At 42.4% G+C, this 20,348-nt stretch carries 22 protein-coding genes and 1 tRNA gene; 19 read left to right on the forward strand and 4 right to left on the reverse strand.

The window, feature by feature from the left end:
* The first annotated feature begins 16 nt into the window (after positions 1-16).
* From BM021_RS15430 to BM021_RS03850, 14 genes are all read left to right on the forward strand, one after another.
* Positions 17-205: a hypothetical protein gene (locus tag BM021_RS15430; protein WP_177186291.1), complete on the forward strand. Its 189-nt coding sequence runs from the start codon at positions 17-19 to the stop codon at positions 203-205.
* A gap of 235 nt (positions 206-440) precedes the next feature.
* Positions 441-2,837, forward strand: a complete 2,397-nt coding sequence (locus BM021_RS03790) for a DNA internalization-related competence protein ComEC/Rec2 (protein WP_256207753.1) — start codon at positions 441-443, stop codon at positions 2,835-2,837.
* A gap of 190 nt (positions 2,838-3,027) precedes the next feature.
* The gene (locus BM021_RS03795) at positions 3,028-3,411 is read left to right on the forward strand and encodes a response regulator transcription factor (RefSeq protein ID WP_090719041.1); all 384 of its coding nucleotides are present in this window, start codon (positions 3,028-3,030) and stop codon (positions 3,409-3,411) included.
* Between the two features lie 509 nt (positions 3,412-3,920).
* A complete protein-coding gene (locus BM021_RS03800; RefSeq protein WP_256207754.1) occupies positions 3,921-4,904 on the forward strand; it encodes a sensor histidine kinase in 984 nt (327 codons plus the stop codon).
* Between the two features lie 254 nt (positions 4,905-5,158).
* Positions 5,159-5,773 carry a cytochrome c biogenesis heme-transporting ATPase CcmA gene (gene ccmA, locus BM021_RS03805; protein WP_090719045.1) on the forward strand — a complete coding sequence of 205 codons (615 nt, stop codon included), beginning with the start codon at positions 5,159-5,161 and terminating at the stop codon, positions 5,771-5,773.
* Position 5,774: 1 nt separating this feature from the next.
* Positions 5,775-6,434, forward strand: a complete 660-nt coding sequence (gene ccmB / locus BM021_RS03810) for a heme exporter protein CcmB (RefSeq protein ID WP_090719046.1) — start codon at positions 5,775-5,777, stop codon at positions 6,432-6,434.
* A 176-nt stretch (positions 6,435-6,610) separates the two neighbouring features.
* Positions 6,611-7,357: a heme ABC transporter permease CcmC gene (ccmC, locus tag BM021_RS03815; RefSeq protein ID WP_090719048.1), complete on the forward strand. Its 747-nt coding sequence runs from the start codon at positions 6,611-6,613 to the stop codon at positions 7,355-7,357.
* Positions 7,358-7,386: 29 nt separating this feature from the next.
* The gene (gene ccmD / locus BM021_RS03820) at positions 7,387-7,539 is read left to right on the forward strand and encodes a heme exporter protein CcmD (RefSeq protein ID WP_256207759.1); all 153 of its coding nucleotides are present in this window, start codon (positions 7,387-7,389) and stop codon (positions 7,537-7,539) included.
* Positions 7,536-7,985, forward strand: coding sequence for a cytochrome c maturation protein CcmE (gene ccmE, locus BM021_RS03825; RefSeq protein WP_090719052.1), 450 nt, complete (start codon positions 7,536-7,538; stop codon positions 7,983-7,985). Before ccmD ends, ccmE begins: the two co-directional genes overlap by 4 nt.
* 74 nt (positions 7,986-8,059) lie before the next feature.
* Positions 8,060-10,123 carry a heme lyase CcmF/NrfE family subunit gene (locus BM021_RS03830; protein ID WP_090719054.1) on the forward strand — a complete coding sequence of 688 codons (2,064 nt, stop codon included), beginning with the start codon at positions 8,060-8,062 and terminating at the stop codon, positions 10,121-10,123.
* Positions 10,120-10,650 carry a DsbE family thiol:disulfide interchange protein gene (locus BM021_RS03835; RefSeq protein ID WP_090719056.1) on the forward strand — a complete coding sequence of 177 codons (531 nt, stop codon included), beginning with the start codon at positions 10,120-10,122 and terminating at the stop codon, positions 10,648-10,650. Before BM021_RS03830 ends, BM021_RS03835 begins: the two co-directional genes overlap by 4 nt.
* A gap of 14 nt (positions 10,651-10,664) precedes the next feature.
* Positions 10,665-11,192, forward strand: a complete 528-nt coding sequence (locus tag BM021_RS03840; RefSeq protein ID WP_090719058.1) for a cytochrome c-type biogenesis protein — start codon at positions 10,665-10,667, stop codon at positions 11,190-11,192.
* Positions 11,189-12,520 (forward strand): c-type cytochrome biogenesis protein CcmI, encoded by a 1,332-nt coding sequence (gene ccmI / locus BM021_RS03845; RefSeq protein ID WP_090719060.1) that lies wholly within the window; start codon positions 11,189-11,191, stop codon positions 12,518-12,520. Before BM021_RS03840 ends, ccmI begins: the two co-directional genes overlap by 4 nt.
* Positions 12,521-12,623: 103 nt before the next feature.
* On the forward strand, positions 12,624-13,082 hold the full coding sequence (locus tag BM021_RS03850; RefSeq protein WP_090719144.1) for a peroxiredoxin: 459 nt from the start codon (positions 12,624-12,626) through the stop codon (positions 13,080-13,082).
* A gap of 240 nt (positions 13,083-13,322) precedes the next feature.
* Here the strand turns inward: BM021_RS03850 and BM021_RS03855 are convergent.
* Positions 13,323-13,411, reverse strand: a tRNA-Leu gene (locus tag BM021_RS03855).
* Between the two features lie 838 nt (positions 13,412-14,249).
* A complete protein-coding gene (gene ispB / locus BM021_RS03860; RefSeq protein ID WP_090719062.1) occupies positions 14,250-15,218 on the reverse strand; it encodes an octaprenyl diphosphate synthase in 969 nt (322 codons plus the stop codon).
* Between the two features lie 156 nt (positions 15,219-15,374).
* Between ispB and rplU the strand changes: the two genes are divergently transcribed.
* From rplU to BM021_RS03885, 5 genes are all read left to right on the forward strand, one after another.
* The gene (rplU, locus tag BM021_RS03865) at positions 15,375-15,686 is read left to right on the forward strand and encodes a 50S ribosomal protein L21 (protein WP_090719064.1); all 312 of its coding nucleotides are present in this window, start codon (positions 15,375-15,377) and stop codon (positions 15,684-15,686) included.
* A 10-nt stretch (positions 15,687-15,696) separates the two neighbouring features.
* Positions 15,697-15,954, forward strand: coding sequence for a 50S ribosomal protein L27 (gene rpmA / locus BM021_RS03870; RefSeq protein ID WP_090719066.1), 258 nt, complete (start codon positions 15,697-15,699; stop codon positions 15,952-15,954).
* Positions 15,955-16,058: 104 nt separating this feature from the next.
* Positions 16,059-17,090 (forward strand): Obg family GTPase CgtA, encoded by a 1,032-nt coding sequence (gene cgtA, locus BM021_RS03875; RefSeq protein ID WP_090719068.1) that lies wholly within the window; start codon positions 16,059-16,061, stop codon positions 17,088-17,090.
* 19 nt (positions 17,091-17,109) lie between these two features.
* Positions 17,110-18,219 carry a glutamate 5-kinase gene (proB, locus tag BM021_RS03880; protein ID WP_090719070.1) on the forward strand — a complete coding sequence of 370 codons (1,110 nt, stop codon included), beginning with the start codon at positions 17,110-17,112 and terminating at the stop codon, positions 18,217-18,219.
* Between the two features lie 38 nt (positions 18,220-18,257).
* Complete coding sequence (locus BM021_RS03885; RefSeq protein ID WP_256207755.1) at positions 18,258-19,376, forward strand: acetyltransferase domain-containing protein; 1,119 nt, start codon at positions 18,258-18,260, stop codon at positions 19,374-19,376.
* A 61-nt stretch (positions 19,377-19,437) separates the two neighbouring features.
* Here the strand turns inward: BM021_RS03885 and BM021_RS03890 are convergent, their stop codons facing one another.
* Together BM021_RS03890 and BM021_RS03895 are read right to left on the reverse strand one after the other, a co-directional pair.
* The gene (locus tag BM021_RS03890; RefSeq protein ID WP_090719072.1) at positions 19,438-19,773 is read right to left on the reverse strand and encodes a hypothetical protein; all 336 of its coding nucleotides are present in this window, start codon (positions 19,771-19,773) and stop codon (positions 19,438-19,440) included.
* Between the two features lie 4 nt (positions 19,774-19,777).
* The gene (locus tag BM021_RS03895; protein WP_177186293.1) at positions 19,778-20,293 is read right to left on the reverse strand and encodes an EndoU domain-containing protein; all 516 of its coding nucleotides are present in this window, start codon (positions 20,291-20,293) and stop codon (positions 19,778-19,780) included.
* Positions 20,294-20,348: the final 55 nt, after the last annotated feature.

Consider the following 20,348-nt stretch of genomic DNA (forward strand, 5'->3'; position numbering starts at 1 on the left):
ACATTTCGATTAATACATGCTTCACTATCGTAATCTTTATGGGGTGACCGCAATGAGTACCAATGCCATTGTCATCCTTTACTTCAAAAGATTCTGCCACAGCCGTTATTATCTACTATGTCGTTTTTTCAAGTCAGAAGCATTGATTGAGGTCGAATTTATTACTGATAAGCCGATTAGTGTCGGCATCGCTAAAATTCAGTAGTAGCTTAGAAGTAAGCCATTGAATAGATATATATTATATGTATTCTTTTAGAAATGTTAAATCATTATTAATTTCATTTGCTTTGTATTGCAATTTTCATGCTCTTTAATGATTGTGTCAATTTTTCCTTAAAAGACCGCATTAAAAATTCTGTTTGGAAAAATGTGACGTGTAAGTAATACCATTTTTAATATTAATCCTTACCTGCTTGACAGAAGAATTGAAGGATTTGCTATTGCGATTAAATATTCTTGCTTTTGTTTTGGGTACTGGTCTATTGCAGCAACAGGCTAAATTACCCGATGTGATGTGGGCCTGGGGTTTGATGGCAATAATCTTTGTCATTGGATGGCTGCGGCGTTATCAGTCAACTGTTTTAGCCGCAACAACCAGAATTCTATGGTGGGTCTTTTTTCTGGGAGCTGGATTTTTCTGGGCAGCTGCCTTTGCACATTGGCGTTTAGCTGATTTTTTATCTCCAGAATGGGAACGCCGAGATATCCAGATCGTCGGGGTAATAGCAAGTATGCCGCAAGAAAGTGATCGCAGTATGCGTTTTCAGTTTCATGTTGAACATGTGGTTACTGAAGGTGCCACTGTACCTAAGCATATTGCGCTGTCCTGGTATAAAGGCCGTCAATCCGATGCGAATGAAATGGCATTCTCAGCGGTAAAAGTCGGTCAGCGTTGGCAAGTAACGGTGCGTCTTAAGCAACCTCATGGTAATGCAAACCCGCATGGTTTCGATTATGAAGCATGGGCCTTGGAGCATAACATTCGGGCTACTGGCTACATACGGGCTTCAGTGGATAATCAGCTTCTGGATCAGATGGCTAATTATCCTGTCTATTGGATTGAGCAGCTACGTGAAGAGATTCAGCAGCGATTTACCAATCGCTTAGCGGACCGAACTTATGCCGGTGTTCTAAAAACTTTAGCGACGGGTGATCAGTACGCTATTCCACGGGATCAGTGGCAGTTGTTCATGCGTACGGGAACAATCCATTTAATGTCAATTTCCGGTTTACATATTACCCTGGTTTCAAGTCTGGTATTTGCATTGGTATTCGGATTATGGCGTTGCAATCCTTACCTAGTGTTACGTTTACCCGCACGTCGAGCTGCTGTTATTGCCGGATTAATAGTGGCCACTGGCTATGCAGTGCTGTCGGGCTTCGCAATTCCAGCGCAACGAGCGCTTTATATGTTGGCTGTGGTTGCGATTGCGGTATGGAAAGGACGGTTTACTTCTCCAGTAACCATACTGGCATGGGCTTTACTATGGGTAGTGTTATTGGATCCGTGGGCAACTATTTCTTCCGGGTTCTGGTTATCATTTGGTGCTATCGCCATCATTATGCTGGTATCGGTGGGACGAATAGGAAAAATACACTGGCTCAGGGATTGGTTAAGAATTCAGTGGGCAATTACACTGGGGTTAGTTCCTTTACTACTGGCCTTATTTCAGCAAGTGTCATTGGTATCGCCATTGGCTAATGCCGTCGCAATTCCTTTAGTAAGTTTTGTAGTGGTGCCGTTAACATTACTGGCAACTATTCCATTACTCGACTTTACGCTGCCACTGGCTCATGAAGCGCTCAGCATAGGCATGGCATTATTGCATTGGCTAAGTCAATTGCCTTATGCTGTCTGGGAGCAGCATGCACCGCCTGTATGGACGCTACCTGTGGCTATTGTCGGAATTATCTGGATGTTGTTACCAGGGAGCCTGGGGTTAGGTTTTTTTGCGGGCTTTTCTGCGCGCTGGGTAGGTTCGATTGCATTATTACCGATGTTTCTAATACAACCACCTAAACCGAGAGCAGGTGAATTATGGTTGACAGTATTGGATGTTGGTCAGGGTCTTGCGATTGTAGCGCGCACTGAGCATCATGCGCTGTTGTTTGATACCGGTCCAAATTTCGGTGAGACAGACAGTGGTAACCGCATTATCGTACCTTTTTTGCGTGGAGAAGGGATTCGGCAGCTCGATACCATGATCGTATCCCATGCAGACACCGATCATAGCGGCGGAGCATTATCTGTATTGGCAGCAGTCCCTGTAAAGATGTTGAGCTCATCATTAAATAGCCCTCATCCGATACAACGAGCTGAGACGTATCAAGATCAATGCCGTGCCGGCCAATCCTGGCAATGGGATGGCGTATATTTTGAATTGCTGCACCCATTGGCGCAGGATTATGAGAATCCGCAAAATAAAACCAATGCAAATAGTTGCGTATTAAAAATTACCTCAACTCATGGAAGCGTGCTGTTACCTTCCGATATTGGCAGCAAAGAAGAGTCTGCATTGCTTGCTCGTATTGGCGATAAGCTTCCTGCAACGATATTGATCGCACCTCATCATGGCAGCAATACTTCATCGACTTCTGCTTTTCTGCAAAAAGTAAATCCTGTATTAACGATATTTACGGTAGGTTATCATAATCGTTATGGCCATCCGCACGAAGCCGTAGTGGCACGCTACCGCAATTTGGGAAGCCGACTGTTACGCAGCGATGTGGACGGCGCTATTTTGCTCCGTTTTGCAGATAATGAATGGTTTGTGGATAGTTGGAGAAAATTGCATCGGCGTTACTGGCAGCACAGCATTACTGATCCATATGATTAATTATTTCATCTTTTAGCTCTACCGAAAGTTTCTTACAACCAGAAAGTCAAGACTTTTCCTATGCTTGACTATACTTCACATATTTTTCACATATTCTGCGATATGATCGGATAACAATGACCATGTTAAGTAAGCGGTTTATCTAAGCGCTTAATTTTCAGGGCTCTGATTATGAGAGAAGGAGATAATAATGACCGCACGAATAGCGCATGTCGATGATGACTCAGATATCCGGGAAGCTGTTGAACAAATACTGCGAAAGAATGGTTATGAGGTTCAAAGTTATGTAAGTATGCAGGATTTTATCGATTCATTGCAAAATGATGCCAATCGACCTGATTTAGCCATTCTCGATGTTATGGTTGAGTCAATGGATGCGGGTTTAACCGCTTATGCCCAAATCCATAAACGCTATCCACAAATACAAACTATTTTCCTGACATCTTTGGGTGATATGATCAGACCTTATTTTGAAGATGGATCTCATGAATGGGTTTGTATTATGGAAAAGCCTGTTGAACCAGTGAGTCTATTGGCAACGATTAATGATCGTTTAAAAAGACGAGAAAAATAACGGAATTGAGTTAAACAGCAATGGCAACTACTGAGTTTTCCTGGGACAATTCTGATAATCAAAGCATAGTGCTTGAGATTAAAGGAGATAGGCTCAAGCTCAGTGATGATGTTTTAATCAATAATATTCGCTGGTTCATCGCCTTTCGTTGGGTATTGATCGCTGCACTGATCTTTTTCGAGGTCTTGATGCTTTTAGCTTCGGATTCCCTCGCACAGATGGGTATCAGTGAACATCAGAAATGGCCAATTGTCATCATTGTAGTATTAGGTTTTGCGAATATTGCTTATACCTACGCTCTAGATCATTTTCAATCAAGCAAATACCATTCACCCTCGATCAATCTGTGGATGCAGATCATTGTTGATCTGATCTGCTTATCAGTTGTAGTGCATTATATTGGTAGCACTTCGACGCCTATTTCTTTTTTCTACGTACTGCACATCGCATTGGCCTGTATCTTTTTTTCTACTCGAGAAAGTTTGTATGTGACCATACTGGTGTGTGTAATGGACACACTCGTAATTGTTATTGAAAATTTTCTGATTACCCAAACATCTCTCTCGATTCTAATGAGCAGCCATTTCTCACTCGAGAGCATATCTAGAGATAATGCTGTGTTATGGATGTTTTTTCTTGATATCCTGTTTTTCGTAGTTTGGTATGTTGTCTCAAGGCTCTCCCTGACTGTTCGCGCGCATGAGCGCCATCTCTTGGATGCTTACAAACAAATCAATCAAGCGCAAGTAGAAAAAGATCAGTATGCCGTGCTAATGACACATCAGCTCAAATCCCCTTTGGATGCCATTCGAAGCAAGATCAATCTAATTAAAGGAGGTTATTGCGGAGAAGCTTCAGCAGGGGTTAACGAAGCACTTGATAAAATTGATAATCGTGCACAAAGTATGTCTAGTTTAATTCTGGACTTGCTCAGACTGGAGCGCTTAAAAGATACTTGTCTTAATACGGCTGTATTTAAGTCTGTGGATATTCAAACTATTCTGCAGAAATGTATCGACAAATTGACACCTGTGGCTAATTCCAAACATGTCGTATTGAATGTGTCTATTGATAATTTTGTCTGCAAGGTTATTCCTGATCAATTGGAAATACTGCTGGAAAATATTATTACTAACGCTATTATCTATTCGCATGACAATGCCTCTATAGAAATTACATCCGAAGTTAATCAGCTGAACCGGAGCGCCAGCATTATCATTACTGATCATGGCATTGGTATAGAAAATAAAGATTTACCAAATATATTTAATGAGTATTTCTATTCGCCCAGAGCAGCCATGCATAATAAAGCATCCAGTGGTATTGGCTTATCTATTGTTAGAATCGCAGCGGAAAATAATAAACTAAAAATCAAAGTTACCAGCGAACCTGGCGCAGGCACATCTTTCACGATAATTTTTAATCAGATCGAATTTTCTCTTGAAAAAAAAGAAACCCAGCTAGTATCTTTAGCGAAGTTTAATCTGTCTTAGATCGAAAAAAAACCGTATTCTCCAGCGCTTCAATAAGTTGAAGTAGTGACTTCGAAAAGTTCAAGAAGAAATGCTATTGAAGAAACCTATGCATAACTGTGTTTCAGAGGTTTTTGTATTTTTAATCATAAAATCAACTACTTAAATACTGAACTATTCAAAAGTTAGTTATGCAGAGGCCGCTTGAATACTTCCACATTAAGCTCCATCATGCGTTATAATCGTGCGCTTTATTCTATTGACTAACCAAGATAATGTTGCAAGGGATTAATCTCGCATGTATTCGCGGCGACCGTGAGCTTTTTAAAAATATCAATTTTTCACTCGAAGCGGGCGGTTTAATGCAGGTACATGGCCCTAATGGCAGTGGTAAAACCAGCTTATTACGCATGTTATGTGGATTGTCTAATCCTGCTGCTGGTGAAATACACTGGTGCGGGACTGCGATTCGTTCTTTGGATGGGGATTATTTTGCCGCTGTGACATACATTGGTCATTTAAGTGGCACTAAAGATGATTTAACGGTTATTGAAAATTTGTGCATCTCAAGCGCACTTGCAGGTTTTGAAATCAGTGTTGATCAAGCAAGCGAGGCTCTTAAATATATGGGCTTGAGTGAAAGAGAATCATTACCTGTTAAGGTTCTGTCGCAAGGTCAGCGACGTCGCGTGGCACTGGCTCGCCTACTTATTTGTAAAACGCCTCTATGGATTTTGGACGAACCTTTGGTCGCACTGGATGTAATGGCTGTTAAGTTGATTCAAGGATTGTTGGAACAGCATTTGCAGCAGGGTGGCCTGGTAGTGATGACTACGCACCAGGAAATTGAGATTACCACTGCACCCGTCATGCAATTGCAACTGGCTTGATATGTTTGGGTGGATAATTAAGCGCGATCTTCTGCTGGCCATGCGGCGTCAGTCTGATGTATTGACGACTCTGTTTTTCTTTATCATCGTAGTGAGCTTGTTCCCCTTAAGTGTGGGACCGGAAATGAATATGTTACGAACAATGGCTCCTGGCGTAGTTTGGGTTGCAGCTTTATTGGCTTCGATGTTGTCCTTAGGTCGGATGTTTTCTAATGATTACTTAGACGGCACACTGGAACAAATGTTGTTATCCCCCCAATCGCTATCGCTTTTAGTTCTTGGAAAAGCCTTGGCGCATTGGCTGGTGACAGGGGTGCCGCTGGTATTGATGGCACCTATATTAGGCATTCAATATGATTTACCAGCAGAGGCATTATATGTTCTAACGACCACCTTATTGCTGGGAACTCCAGTGTTAAGTCTGATTGGATCAATTGGCGCAGCGCTAACTTTAGGATTACGAGGCGGAGGTGTATTAGTTTCGTTATTGGTATTGCCTTTATACATCCCTGTATTGATTTTTGGTGCAGGTGCGGTCGAGGCTAATATGGCAGGAGTTGGATTTAATGCTCACTTATCATTAATCGGCGCATTTCTTCTCGTATCACTGGTTTTCGCCCCCTGGGCGACGGCATCTTCTTTGCGGGTTTCTTTGGAATAAAACAAGTTTGAGAAGATACTATATTTTCTAAAATTTTTGATGTTCTGAATTCACTTACTGGAAGTGATTTGATTCTTGATTTTGTTTTTTTAGTATAAAATTGACGGTTATAAAATTTAGGGTCAGTTTAATTTAGAACTCATATTTAATAAATATGAAAAATTGTAAAATTTAATATGGCGATTAATTGGTTCAAATATTCTTCTCCGGCTAGCTTTTATTTCCTGGCAGGAAAAATGATTCCAATATTTGTCTTTGCCGCGGTGATATTACTGATAGCGGGGCTTTATGTTGGTTTCTTTGTAGCACCTACCGATTTTCAACAGGGTGAAGCTTATCGAATTATTTTTATTCATGTGCCCGCAGCATGGATGTCGATGTTTCTGTATGTTGTGATGGCTTTTTGGGCGGGCATTGGTCTGGCTTTTAATACACGCCTATCTTCCATGTTTGCTACTGCCATTGCTCCAACCGGTGCAATGTTTACTTTTATTGCATTATGGACTGGTGCACTATGGGGAAAGCCGATGTGGGGTACATGGTGGGTATGGGATGCGCGACTAACTTCTGAGTTGATCCTGCTGTTTCTTTATATAGGTTTTATGTCTTTACAAGCAGCTATTGATGATCCTCGACGTGCTGATAAAGCAGGTGCCATTATTGCTTTGGTTGGTGTGGTGAATATTCCGATCATTTACTTTTCAGTGCAATGGTGGAATACCTTACATCAAGGTGCATCAGTTAGCATTAATCAGGCACCTTCTATGGCAACGACAATGTTAATGGGTATGTTAATTATGGTACTTGCAAGTTGGATGTATTCCATAGCAGTGATACTAAAGCGTGCCCGTGTCATCATTCTCGAGCGAGAAAGCCATACAGCATGGGTGGCAGAGTTACGGAAAAAAGGGGCTGAACAATGAGTTGGTCAAGCGTATCAGAGTTTTTTTCAATGGGGGGATATGGGCTCTACGTCTGGGGTTCGTACATCGTAACATTTATTTGTATTGCCGGTGAAATTTTACTAATTTCAAATCGTCGCCGAACTTTAGAAAAACAATACGGTCTGATTCACGGCGTAAATAGAAAAAGAGATAGCAAATGAAAACACGTCATAAGAGACTTGCAATTATTGCTTCAGCAGTTACTGCATTGGGTGTAGCTTCTATTTTGGTACTGAATGCCTTTCAAAGTAATCTAGTTTTTTTCTTTAGTCCATCACAAGTTGCAGCAAAAGAAGTACCAATAGGGAAGAGTTTTCGAATTGGCGGATTGGTTGCAGAAGGAAGTGTTCAGCGTGAAGATAGTAGTACAACAGTTCGTTTTGCAGTAACGGATACAGCTCAAACTATTCCCGTTGTATATACGGGCATTCTTCCAGATTTGTTTAGAGAAGGCAAAGGAGTTGTTGCGCAGGGGAAAATGTCAGCCGCTGGTATTTTTGAAGCTGATGAAGTACTTGCCAAACACGATGAAAATTATATGCCGCCTGAAGCTGCAGAAGCTTTAGAAAAAGCAGCCAAATCACAGAAAGCCTCCTTGGTAGAATAAAAGTAGAAGTTTTTATTGGGCACTATTTTAGTACCTGATTTAACGAATAATCATTAACTTTACAATATAAAATCATGATTCCAGAAATTGGTAACTTTTCTCTAATTCTTGCTCTTCTTTTGGCTGTAGCACAAGGAACCCTTCCCCTTATTGGTGCGGCACGCAATATTCCGTCATGGATGGCGTTAGCAAGACCAGTGGTTCAGGGACAATTTGTGTTTGTTCTAATTGCCTTTCTATGCCTAGGCTATTCTTTTGTTAGTAGCGATTTCTCGGTAATGAACGTTGCAAGAAATTCAAATACTGAATTACCTTTTCATTTTCGATTGGCTGCGACATGGGGTTCTCATGAAGGGTCTTTATTATTATGGGTATTGATGTTAGCAAGCTGGTCAGTTGCCGTCAGTGTTTTCAGCAAGCAATTGCCTGATGATATAGTGGCTCGGGTTCTGGGCGTGTTAGGGCTTGTCAGTGTGGGTTTCTTACTATTTATGCTATTTACTTCAAACCCGTTTGACCGTTTGTTACCTGCAGCGATGGAAGGTAGCGACTTAAATCCACTGCTGCAAGACCCTGGTATGGTGGTGCATCCACCCATGCTTTACATGGGTTATGTGGGTTTTTCGGTTGCCTTTGCTTTTGCCATTGCAGCTTTGCTGAGTGGAAAGCTCGATGCAGCCTGGGCACGCTGGTCGCGTCCCTGGACTATCGTTGCGTGGGTTTTTCTGACTATCGGAATCATGCTGGGTAGCTGGTGGGCATATTATGAGCTGGGTTGGGGCGGCTGGTGGTTTTGGGATCCAGTAGAAAATGCATCATTCATGCCTTGGCTAGTAGGTACAGCACTAGTTCACTCATTAGCAGTTACCGAGAAGCGTGGTAGCTTTAAGAGTTGGACGGTATTACTAGCGATATGCACATTTGCACTAAGTCTGCTGGGAACATTTTTAGTAAGATCAGGTGTGCTGACCTCGGTACATGCATTTGCAACCGATCCAGCACGTGGTGTATTTATCCTGGCATTTCTGGTCGTAGTGATTAGTTGTTCTTTATTATTATTTGCATGGCGGGCACCAAAAGTTGGCTTGGGCGGAAAGTTTGATCTGCTATCGCGTGAATCATTGCTACTTGCAAATAATTTATTACTGTTGGTTGCCGCGGGTAGTGTTTTGCTGGGAACACTTTATCCACTGATTATTGATGCACTTAATCTTGGAAAACTATCCGTTGGTCCTCCGTATTTTGAGGCTGTATTTGTGCCAATTATGACTCCGGCAATTTTCTTAATTGGTATTGGCCCCATTTCTCGCTGGAAACAAATGAGTTTACCTGCGCTCGCAGTACGTCTGCGCTGGGCTTTTGCTGTAAGCGTGATCTCTGCTCTGCTCACGCCATATTTGATGGGTGAATGGAAACCGTTGGTAAGCTTTGGCTTATTATTAGCTTTCTGGATTATTGTATGCGCATTTGTTAACTTGAAGCATCGGTTAAGTAACAGTGGACAAGGAAATATATTTACTAAGCTAGCTAAACAATCCAGAAGCTATTACGGAATGCACTGTGCACATATCGGTGTGGCTGTATTTATTATTGGCGTAACGCTGGTAAATAGTTATGAAACTGAGAAAGATGTTCGTATGGATATTGGCAGTAGAGTAACTGTCGGAGGTTATACATTTCAGTTTAATGGAACAAGCGATGTCATTGGTCCTAATTACAAAGCAGTACGAGGTGATATTGATGTAATTCAGGATGACAAAATTATCCGCACGATGCATCCCGAAAAGCGTACTTACAATGCGTCAGGAATGGCAATGACAGAAGCAGCTATTGATACTGGTTTATTCCGAGATCTTTACATAGCTCTGGGTGAACCACTCGCTAATAATGCTTGGGTGGTTCGCGCTTATCATAAGCCATTTGTTGATTGGATCTGGCTGGGGTGTCTATTAATGGCAATTGGTGGTATTTTATCTGTAACTGATCGTCGTTATCGTTTGAAAATTAGCAAAAAAAGCCGTATTGTGGTTAAAAATACTGAAGAAGTAGAAAGTCCGAAAGAAGAAATGCCGGCACCCATCCCTTCTTCAGTAAGAGTAAGCAAGGCCGTGTTATCCACGGAGACCAGAAAGGTATGATGCGGTATTTAATTCCATTATTTGCTTTTATGGTGCTGGCAGCTTTTTTGCTGGTTGGGCTTACATTAAACCCGCGACAAGTTCCATCTCCGCTTATTGATAAGCCAGCCCCTGTGTTTCAGCTTAATCAATTGCATGAACCCGATAAGGTTATGGCATCTAATGATAACCTTGGCAAAGTTTGGTTGTTGAATGTATGGGCATCATGGTGTGTTGCTTGTCGTGATGAGCATCCCTTATTGGTCCAACTGGCTAAATCAGGAATTGTGCCGATATATGGTTTAAATTATAAAGATGAGCGTACTACTGCCATGCAGTGGTTAAAACGATATGGTGATCCTTATACGATCAGTATCGTCGATTCAGATGGAAAGGTTGGCATTGATTATGGTGTTTATGGGGTTCCAGAAACATATGTTATTGATAAAAAGGGTATTATAAGACATAAACAAATTGGACCCGTTACAGCGGATTCATTACAAAAAACAATCATTCCTCTCATTATCGAATTACAGAAGCAAGCTTAACTGATTATCTTCATATGCTTAAAGTTCATGACTTATATAATTTTGTTATATCCCGGCGTTTCAGTCATTTAAAAAAGCTAATTGTTTTTTTTATCTTATTTCTCACTATTCCTTCAGTAGGATGGTCAAAAGAAGCTGTTCCAGTGGCGGAGGACCCAGAAGTTGAAAAAAGAATGCTTGCGTTAACAATGGATCTACGCTGCCTAGTTTGTCAAAATGAATCAATTGCTGATTCCCGTGCTGACTTTTCTAATGATATAAGACGCGAAATTCGTGAGCAAATTAAGGCGAACAAGACTGATCAGGAGATCATTCAGTTTCTAGTTGCTCGATATGGTGATTTTGTTCTTTACAATCCGCCGATGAAACCTACGACGATACTTTTATGGTTTGGCCCTGTTGCTCTGTTTATCATAGGACTTGGGTCACTAATAACTTATATCAGACGCCGGCGCGAACAAATAGAAGAGACACCACTTTCAGAGGCACAGCTCAGAAAAGTCGAGTCTTTACTGAACGAAGATAAAGGTAAGAACGTATGACGTCATTCTGGGTTATTTCAGGTGTTTTTATTGTAACAGCTTTGTTATTTATTGTTCCTACTCTTCTAAGAAACAGAGATGTACAACGAGAGAATTCAGAACATGATGCTTTAAATATTACTGTTTATCGGGATCAATTAGCTGAGCTTGATAACGATTTGCAGAATGATATTCTGACCCAGGAACAATATCACAAAAGTAAACAAGAACTGCAGCAGCGTATGCTGCAAGATATTCCTGGTGGAGAAAAAGTGATTGCCAATAAGAATAATAAAATTCATAGTATTGCAACTTCTGTTGTTATAACATTAACCCTACCACTTGCAGCGGTTTTCCTATATCTCGTAATTGGAGATACGCGAGGATTATTGCCACAAGCACAGCTCGCTAATGCGACGCAAATGAATCGTGGTGATGGTAGTGATTCTCCTGCCGGCCATGATAACTTTTCATCTGTCCTGGAAAATCTTATTGCACGGTTAAATAAGAATCCTGAAGACATAGAAGGGTGGGTAATGCTAGGTCGCACCTATGCTATTATGGAACGCTACACTGATGCTACTAACACCTATGCAAAATTAACAGAGCTGGTTCCTAATAATCCTCAGATACTCAGCGATTATGCTGACGTGCTAGCAATGAAGAATCAGGGAAGTTTAGCAGGTAAACCTACTGAACTAATTTATCAAGCCTTGAGCATTGATCCACAATATCCAAAAGCCTTAGCCTTGGCTGGAACCGCAGAGTTTGAACAAGGAAAATTTGAACAAGCTGCAGCACATTGGGAGAAATTACTGGAAGTAATTCCTGCTGATTCTCAACTAGCAAAGTCAGTTAAAGATAGTATTGATGAAGCTAAGTCATTCGCTGCAGATGGTAAAGGAATAACGCCTGAGCAGCTAGCCAAGGCTCCAGAATCACAATTACAGCAAAACAACAATGCTCAGTCTGAAAAGGGCTCGATAAATACAGCTACGCCAGCACCAGTTTCAGTTTCTGGACGAGTAACTATTAGTGAAGAGTTAGTATCGAAAGCTTCACCTAATGATGTGTTGTTTATTTACGCGCGTGCCAAAACAGGGCCTAAAATGCCTTTGGCTATTCTACGCTTGAAAGCCAGTGATCTTCCAGCTACCTTTACACTTACAGATGATATGGCGATGATGCCTAACATGAAAATATCCAGCTTTTCAGAGGTAATTATTGAAGCAAGAATTTCCAAATCTGGGCAAGCTGTTCCTGCAAGTGGAGATCTTCAGGGTTTTAGTCAACCTGTTCAGATTGGAAATAACGATATTGCTATAGTGATTGATAAGCAGATTCCATAGCTAAAACATGATGAGAAAAATATAGCTTGGTATGTGAAGTTCATGTTTATGAAATAGTTAAGTAGAAGATTTATTTAAATTTATATTCTCTAAATTAATGGTAGTGCTTAATCAACCTGTAAACGATTTTATACTGCCTTCGACGAGTGGAAAGGAATTTTCGCTCGCCGCGAATGCCGGAAAAAATCTGGTCATTTATTTTTATCCTAAAGATGATACACCTGGATGTACGGCAGAAGGTCAGGATTTTCGTAATAGCTGGCATGCTTTTACTGAGAGAAATTGCATAGTAGTGGGTGTCTCTCGCGACAGTATTAAGTCACATGAAAGCTTTAAGGAAAAGATGGAATTTCCTTTTGAGCTGCTGAGTGATACTGATGAGACAGTTTGCAAGCTCTTTAATGTCATTAAAATGAAGAATATGTATGGCAAGCAGGTTCTTGGTATTGAACGCAGCACTTTTGTAATTGATAGCGAAGGTATACTAAGGAAAGAGTGGCGTGGTGTTAAAGTTCCAGGTCATGTGCAGGAAGTTTTAGATTTTGTTTCTACCTTGCAGTAGAGAATTGCATAAACAAATTACTTGCGCTCTAAAATCGCTACAGTATTTATCTATATTCCCTAGATATTATTTTCGCCTGATATGCTGTATTCGTGCTGCGTTAGCGCGACATCGTTTTATATATTTCGGTAGAGGTTGTGTAGGTAGTTGGTAGTGATTTGTACCTCAATGGCAACAAAAATTCGTGATCGAGGTAACTTCCTTTTCAGCCTTTAATTTTATTCGGATCCGTATTATAAGTGGTGCCCGGGGCCGGAGTCGAACCGGCATGGGCGTTTAAGCCCGAGGGATTTTAAGTCCCTTGTGTCTACCTATTTCACCACCCGGGCATGGAATTCCTCTACTTACTCAATATTCCGGCAACATTGGAATATTGGCGAGTGCGTATTATAACCTGAAGTAAGGCATTTTAATATGGTTATTACTAATGTGTGTAGGTACCGCTGAAATAAAATTCTCTTGATAATGATTGGCGCTAGATTATGCCCCTAAAGAACTTCTGAAGTCATTATAAAATATTGAAAGATGGAATTTGCCAACATTAAGGATAGTTATACGCAATTTCTGATGAATTGATAAGCCCAAGAAATAAGGCGCATCTCCTGCGATGATTTCTTCGCCAGCGGCTAGAAGGATGATGGATCATTACCATGAGCTGTACTGTCCGGTCAGAGATTGATTGATTGGATGGCAGTGGAAGAACAGTTTGGTGAGCTGTATTCAGAGAAGATTAGTGAGGCATATCGATCCGGCTTATGGTGTGCTGCACTACTTGAAGTACATGTTGGGTGAGAATCCATATTGGAAATATTTTTGCGGAAAGAAGATTTCCGGCATCAATTGCCGATTAACCAAACGCGAATTGATAATCCAAACTGCTAAAGGCAGCACTACAGTTTGCTCTTGTCGTAATTCTTCTATTATTTTCTTGAATTAATCAGTAATTCTTCGCTTGTTCCAGCAGCTCTCTACTACTCGCTATATGTGCCATCACAACACTCCCTTTCATAAGTTGCATCATATTTCACTTATGAAATAGAAATGGAATTAGAGGCATGAAAATTGTTGGACTAAAAAAGACTCTGTTTTAAAAAAATTTTGATACGCAATAGGAGTAATTTTATTTAGATTAACTCCATAGTAAGTTATTAATTATAGAACCTTTATCTAGTGATTGCGGGTAACAGCAAATTGAGCCAGTTGCAGTAAACATTCTTTGTTTCCTGAGTCAGGTAGAGAAGCTATCGCCGTAATAGCGGTTGAGATCTCAGCTTCTGCACATTGCTTGGCGTAATCTAAAGCGGTGGTTTGCTGGATTACATTCAGAACCGGCTGGAAACCATCTTTCCCGCCATCTTCAATTGCTTTGCGGATAATGTTTGCTTGTTCAGTTGTGCCGACTCGCATGGCATAGATGAGCGGTAAAGTAGGTTTTCCTTCAGCCAGATCGTCACCTAGATTCTTACCAGTGTCCCGATTATTTCCAGAATAGTCGAGCATATCGTCAATAAGCTGAAATGCAGTTCCTAGATGCATACCATAAATCGCCATAGCCTCTTCTTCTTCCGGAGTAGCATTGCCGAGGATGGCGCCTAATCGACTGGCAGCTTCAAATAATTTGGCAGTTTTATAACGAATGACCTGGAGATAGTTTTCTTCTGTTACATGCGGATCCCGGCAATTTAATAACTGTAGAACCTCCCCTTCAGCAATGGTGTTAGTTGCATCCGCTAATACTTGCATGACACGCATATTGTCAACTTCAACCATCATTTGAAAAGCTCTAGAGTAGAGGAAATCTCCTACCAGAACGCTGGCAGCATTACCAAATAATGCGTTAGCTGTCTCTTTATTACGCCGTAATTCAGATTCATCCACCACATCATCGTGTAATAAGGTTGCGGTATGTATAAACTCAACAACGGCTGCGAGGTTATAATGAAATTTCCCGGAATAACCAAAAGCACCAGCAGACAGAATAACCAATGCAGGACGTAAGCGTTTTCCTCCACTGTTGATAATATACTCACTAACTTGACGAATCAGTAAAACATGAGAGTGCAATTTCTCGCGAATGACATCATCGACGATGTCCATATCTTGAGCGATAAAACTTCTAATATATTCGATTGACACAATGTTACCTTATAGAAAACGCTATGTTAGGAATGACAATACCCAAGTGTCAAGCAATAAAGATGAATAGATTTAAATCATCCAAATTTTCTACCACAATCAGGGTTTATTTATGTATAATCCGCGGTTCTGTAAAAGGGAAGCATGGAGTCAAATATGTATGCGGTCATAAAAACCGGTGGTAAACAATATCGGATTCAAGTGGGTGAGAAACTGAAGGTAGAGCAGCTTAAAGTCGAAAACGGCAGTGAATTTATCATTGATCAAGTACTGATGGTTGCGGATGGGGATAAAATATCGATGGGAACACCGCTCGTCAATGGCGCTAAAGTGAGCGCAACCGTGCTGGGTCAAGGCCGCCACGATAAGATTCGTATTTTTAAGATGCGCCGCCGCAAGCACTATCAGAAGCATCAAGGGCATCGGCAGAATTATACTGAAATACAGATTACTGATATTTCAGCTTAAGGAGTATTAAATGGCACATAAGAAAGCAGGCGGAAGCTCTCGCAATGGACGTGATTCAAATTCTAAACGCCTTGGAGTAAAACGATATGGCGGTGAGTTAATTTCAGCCGGATCGATTATTATCAGACAGCGCGGCACACAAGTGCATCCTGGAGAAAATGTTGGCATAGGTAAGGATCATACCCTGTTTGCCAAAACTTCCGGAAAAGTGAATTTTAGTATCAAGGGTGCGTTAAAACGTAAAGTGGTCAGTGTAATAGCGGCATAAATAAAAAGAAAAAGTATTGAGAAGTAAGAGTATTGAATTGTATTCAAAAGCCCTGTCTAAAGTGATGGGGCTTTTTTGTTTACAGGGATGTGGCATCAGGGCTTATGAAGTTTATTGATGAAGCGGTTATTCAAGTATTTGCCGGCAAGGGTGGTGATGGTGCTGCAAGTTTCCGGCGTGAAAAATATATTCCGAAAGGCGGACCTGACGGCGGCGATGGCGGGCGTGGCGGGAGTATATTTGCAATCGCAGATCGCAATATCAATACCCTGATTGATTATCGTTTTGCACGTCTTTATCGGGCTCGAAATGGTCAGAATGGGCAAGGCTCTGACCGGTATGGCAAAAGCGCTGAGGATATTATATTACGCATGCCTGTAGGTACGCTGATTAAAGATAACAATACTGGTGAAACGATTGCAGATCTGGTTCATGATCAGCAAAAGATTCTTTTGGCTAAAGGTGGTGCGGGGGGACTTGGTAATCTGCATTTTAAATCCAGCACTAACCGCGCTCCGCGGCAGTTTACCTATGGTGAGCCAGGACAGGAATTTGAACTGAAACTGGAACTCAAGGTTCTGGCAGATGTGGGTTTATTAGGTATGCCAAATGCTGGAAAATCTACGCTCATTCGTGCAGTGTCTGCCGCACGCCCTAAAGTGGCCGATTATCCATTCACGACGTTACAACCCAATCTGGGCGTGGTACGAGTTGATCAGAATAAAAGCTTTGTGATGGCTGATATTCCTGGCTTGATTGAAGGTGCGGCTGAAGGGGTTGGGTTAGGGCATCGGTTTTTGAAGCACCTAACACGCACTCGGCTGTTACTTCATGTCATCGATATGATGCCACTGAATGAAGATACCAATCTTGTGCATGAAGCGCGCGCCTTGGTAAAAGAACTACAGAAATATGATGAATTGCTTTATCAAAAGCCGCGCTGGCTGGTATTGAATAAGACCGATATGATGCCAGAGGAAGAGCGGGCCGAGTTATGTCGTCAATTTGTCGACAAATTAGAGTGGAAAGACAAATACTTTATTATTTCTGCACTGACAGGTGAAGGCTGTCAGTTTTTAATCTACGCAATCATGGATTATCTGGAACAAAATTTACCACCGCAGGCTGACAGCTAAACTCCGCAGTAGCGAATCCATGTTAAAGCAAGCACGACGCATCGTTATTAAAGTAGGCAGCAGCCTGGTGACTAATCAAGGTAAGGGCCTTGATCACGCGGCGCTGGCCTGTTGGGCAGCGCAAATTGCAAACCTCAAACAAATGGGCAAAGAAATTATCCTGGTTTCCTCAGGCGCAATTGCGGAGGGAATGCAGCGTCTAAACTGGGACAGTCGGCCCACCGCATTGTATGAATTGCAAGCTGCGGCTGCGGTTGGGCAAATGGGTCTGGCGCAAGCCTATGCATCAAGTTTTTGTCAGTATGACGTGAAAACCGCGCAAGTGCTTCTGACTCATGAAGATTTGTCCAATCGAAAGCGCTACCTCAACGCACGTTCAACTCTGACAACTTTGCTGAAACTCAATATCATTCCGATCATCAATGAGAATGATACGGTTGCAACTGATGAGATCCGTTTTGGTGATAACGACACGCTGGCGGCACTTGTTACTAACTTGATCGAAGCGGATGTGTTGGTAATTTTAACCGACCAGCCCGGCTTATTTACCAGCGATCCACGCAAAAATCAGGATGCCAAACTACTCAGTGAAGTCAACGCAGGTGATCCGGCGCTTGAGAAAATGGCCGGTGGCGTTGGTAGCAGCATCAGCCGCGGAGGAATGCAAACTAAAGTAATTGCAGCAAAACGTGCAGCACGCAGTGGCGCAGACACCATCGTTGTTTCCGGCCATGAAGACAATGTGCTGATCCGTCTGAGTCAGGATGAAACTATCGGCACCCGTTTTTTGGCCAGAATACCGGTATTGGCAGCACGCAAGCAATGGCTGGCTGATTATCTGCAAGTACGTGGATATGTCACGCTCGATGAAGGTGCTGTGAAAGCGCTTACTTTAGATGGGAAAAGCCTGTTACCGATTGGTGTCATGAATGTGGACGGCGAATTCGAACGCGGAGAAGCCGTATCTTGTCTGAATCAAGAAGGCAGGGAAATCGCACGTGGCCTGATTAATTACAGCGCGGTTGAAACACAAAAAATTCTTAAACGAGCCAGCAGTGAAATCGAAGCAATACTGGGATATGTGGATGAACCGGAGTTGATTCATCGAAATAATTTGGTCTTGCTTTAGTGCGGGGCGTTCCATGAGTCTCATGCTTTGTCTGCAAGATGATGACTATTCAATTTGATAAAAGTACGCAACGTATTGCAGCCATCGACTGGCTGCGCGGATTGGTCATGATCCTGATGGCGCTGGACCATACTTCATGGTTCTTCAATACCAGCCGGATCTTCGCCGATTCGGTATTACTGCATGAAACCGGGAACCTGTTTGCCACCGATCAGTTTTTCACGCGCTGGATCACCCATCTCTGCGCCCCGACTTTTATTTTCCTGGCGGGCACATCCATTGCAGTCAGCAACAGGCAGCGGCGCGAACAGGGCATCAGCGACGCTGTGATTGATCGTGAATTGCTTTTCCGCGGCGCTTTGATTTTGTTGCTTGATCTTTGTGCATTTTCATTGATTGGGGGTAAGGTTGTACTGCAAGTGCTGTATGCCATCGGAGTCGGCATGATGCTGATGGTTCCGCTGCAGCGTCTGGGTAGCCGTATGGTTCTTTTCTTGTCGATACTAATTCTTGCAGGCACTGAGCTGCTGCTCATGGTGATGTGGGAACCGGGCAGTGAAGTACCGCTAGGGCTGGCAGTCACCTTTGCGCCGGTATTCGGCGAGGCTTATTCCGTGTTATATCCTGCGTTACCTTGGCTGGCGATCATGATGTTGGGCTGGGTATTCGGCGAGCGGCTAATGTCAAAGCAATCAGGACTGTGGCCAGTGGAACGTTTGTTGATGGTCAGCGGTCTGACAGCACTGGCTTTGTTCTGGGTTATCCGCAGTCTTGACGGCTATGGCAACATGTTCATGTATTTGGAAGGCAATACCTTGGTGCAATGGCTGCATGTCAGCAAATATCCACCCAGTTTAGCCTACGCTTTGCTGGAGCTGGGTTTGATGGTGATTATTTTGGTACTGTTGATACGCTGGGAGTCATTCATCGGTACGATTAACCGTAACGGACCGATCCTCGTATTTGGACAAACTGCCTTATTCTTTTATCTTACGCACTTTTGTGTTTTGGCAATATTGCGTCTGGTACTGGAACGCGGCAGCCTGGAACAGACCTACTGGATTACTCTGCTGGTGCTGATTATTCTGTATCCGATTTGCCGCATTTACCGTTCTTTGAAATGGCGGCATCCTCGTAGTCTTTTACGCTTTTTGTAGAATGCGCATAGCTTCGGCTTGCCAGGAAAATCCCTAAGTCATTAATTCTTCTACTGATCGCTTATCTCAATGCCTTAGCCTCGAGTTCTCTGCACATCTCTGACCATTCAGTGAGTGCTTGTAATACGGTGTTGTATTCAACAGTCACCGGCGTATCAGGATCCCCTTCGTATAGACAATCGATAAACAATCCTTCGGGGCGGCATTCAAATTCATAGCCGTTACCGCTGCCGTCGAACTGTTCACGCGTGCCTTGCAGATATTCTTGAATCCCTGCGTGCAGTTCGTTGGCATGACGGGATGAGTACTGCACATCCATTATCAGAAAACCCTGTAAGGTACGGTGAGCAGGCAGATTCTCGTCATAACCACGCCAAGTAAAAACTTCCTGAATCATACTGTTATGGCTTATAGATTGGAAAACCAGTATTAATTCTGGTCTTGTTACCAGGTAGTACGGCTGTGGCAATGTCAAAATGGGCTCCATTGGCTGCCAAGCAATATTCGTTACCACCGTCCTTAGGGGCATTCGGACCGCAGGATGCCCAGCCCGGACTGGCGCAGGCACCTGTTCTATTGATTAAGGAATAAACAATGGATTTACTTACCTGTGTCTGACTGCAGTGCTGCGGAAATATCGAACTAAAAGATTTTTCATATTGCTTGCCCGCAAACCTCAATTGAATTTGTTTCAAGGTATAAACACCGGCGCCATTAGCGGGATCGGCCGGGCTGGAATTGATGTAATTGGAAGGTGCATTACCATCCGGCATGGCGTGAAATCCTTTGGCCTTATTTTTTTTACCTACTTCACCGCAAAATACATGGCGCTGATTCAACTGGTAGCCATCGATCGTCTCACTCCACTCCGACAAGGTGGCGCAATCAATTCCTTTAGCCATTATGCTGGTTGACATCAGAATTCCGAAAATTAAAATAATACTTTTATTCATTTTAAACATACCCTTGCAT

This window comes from Nitrosomonas sp. Nm166 (assembly GCF_900112825.1).
Lineage (GTDB): Bacteria > Pseudomonadota > Gammaproteobacteria > Burkholderiales > Nitrosomonadaceae > Nitrosomonas.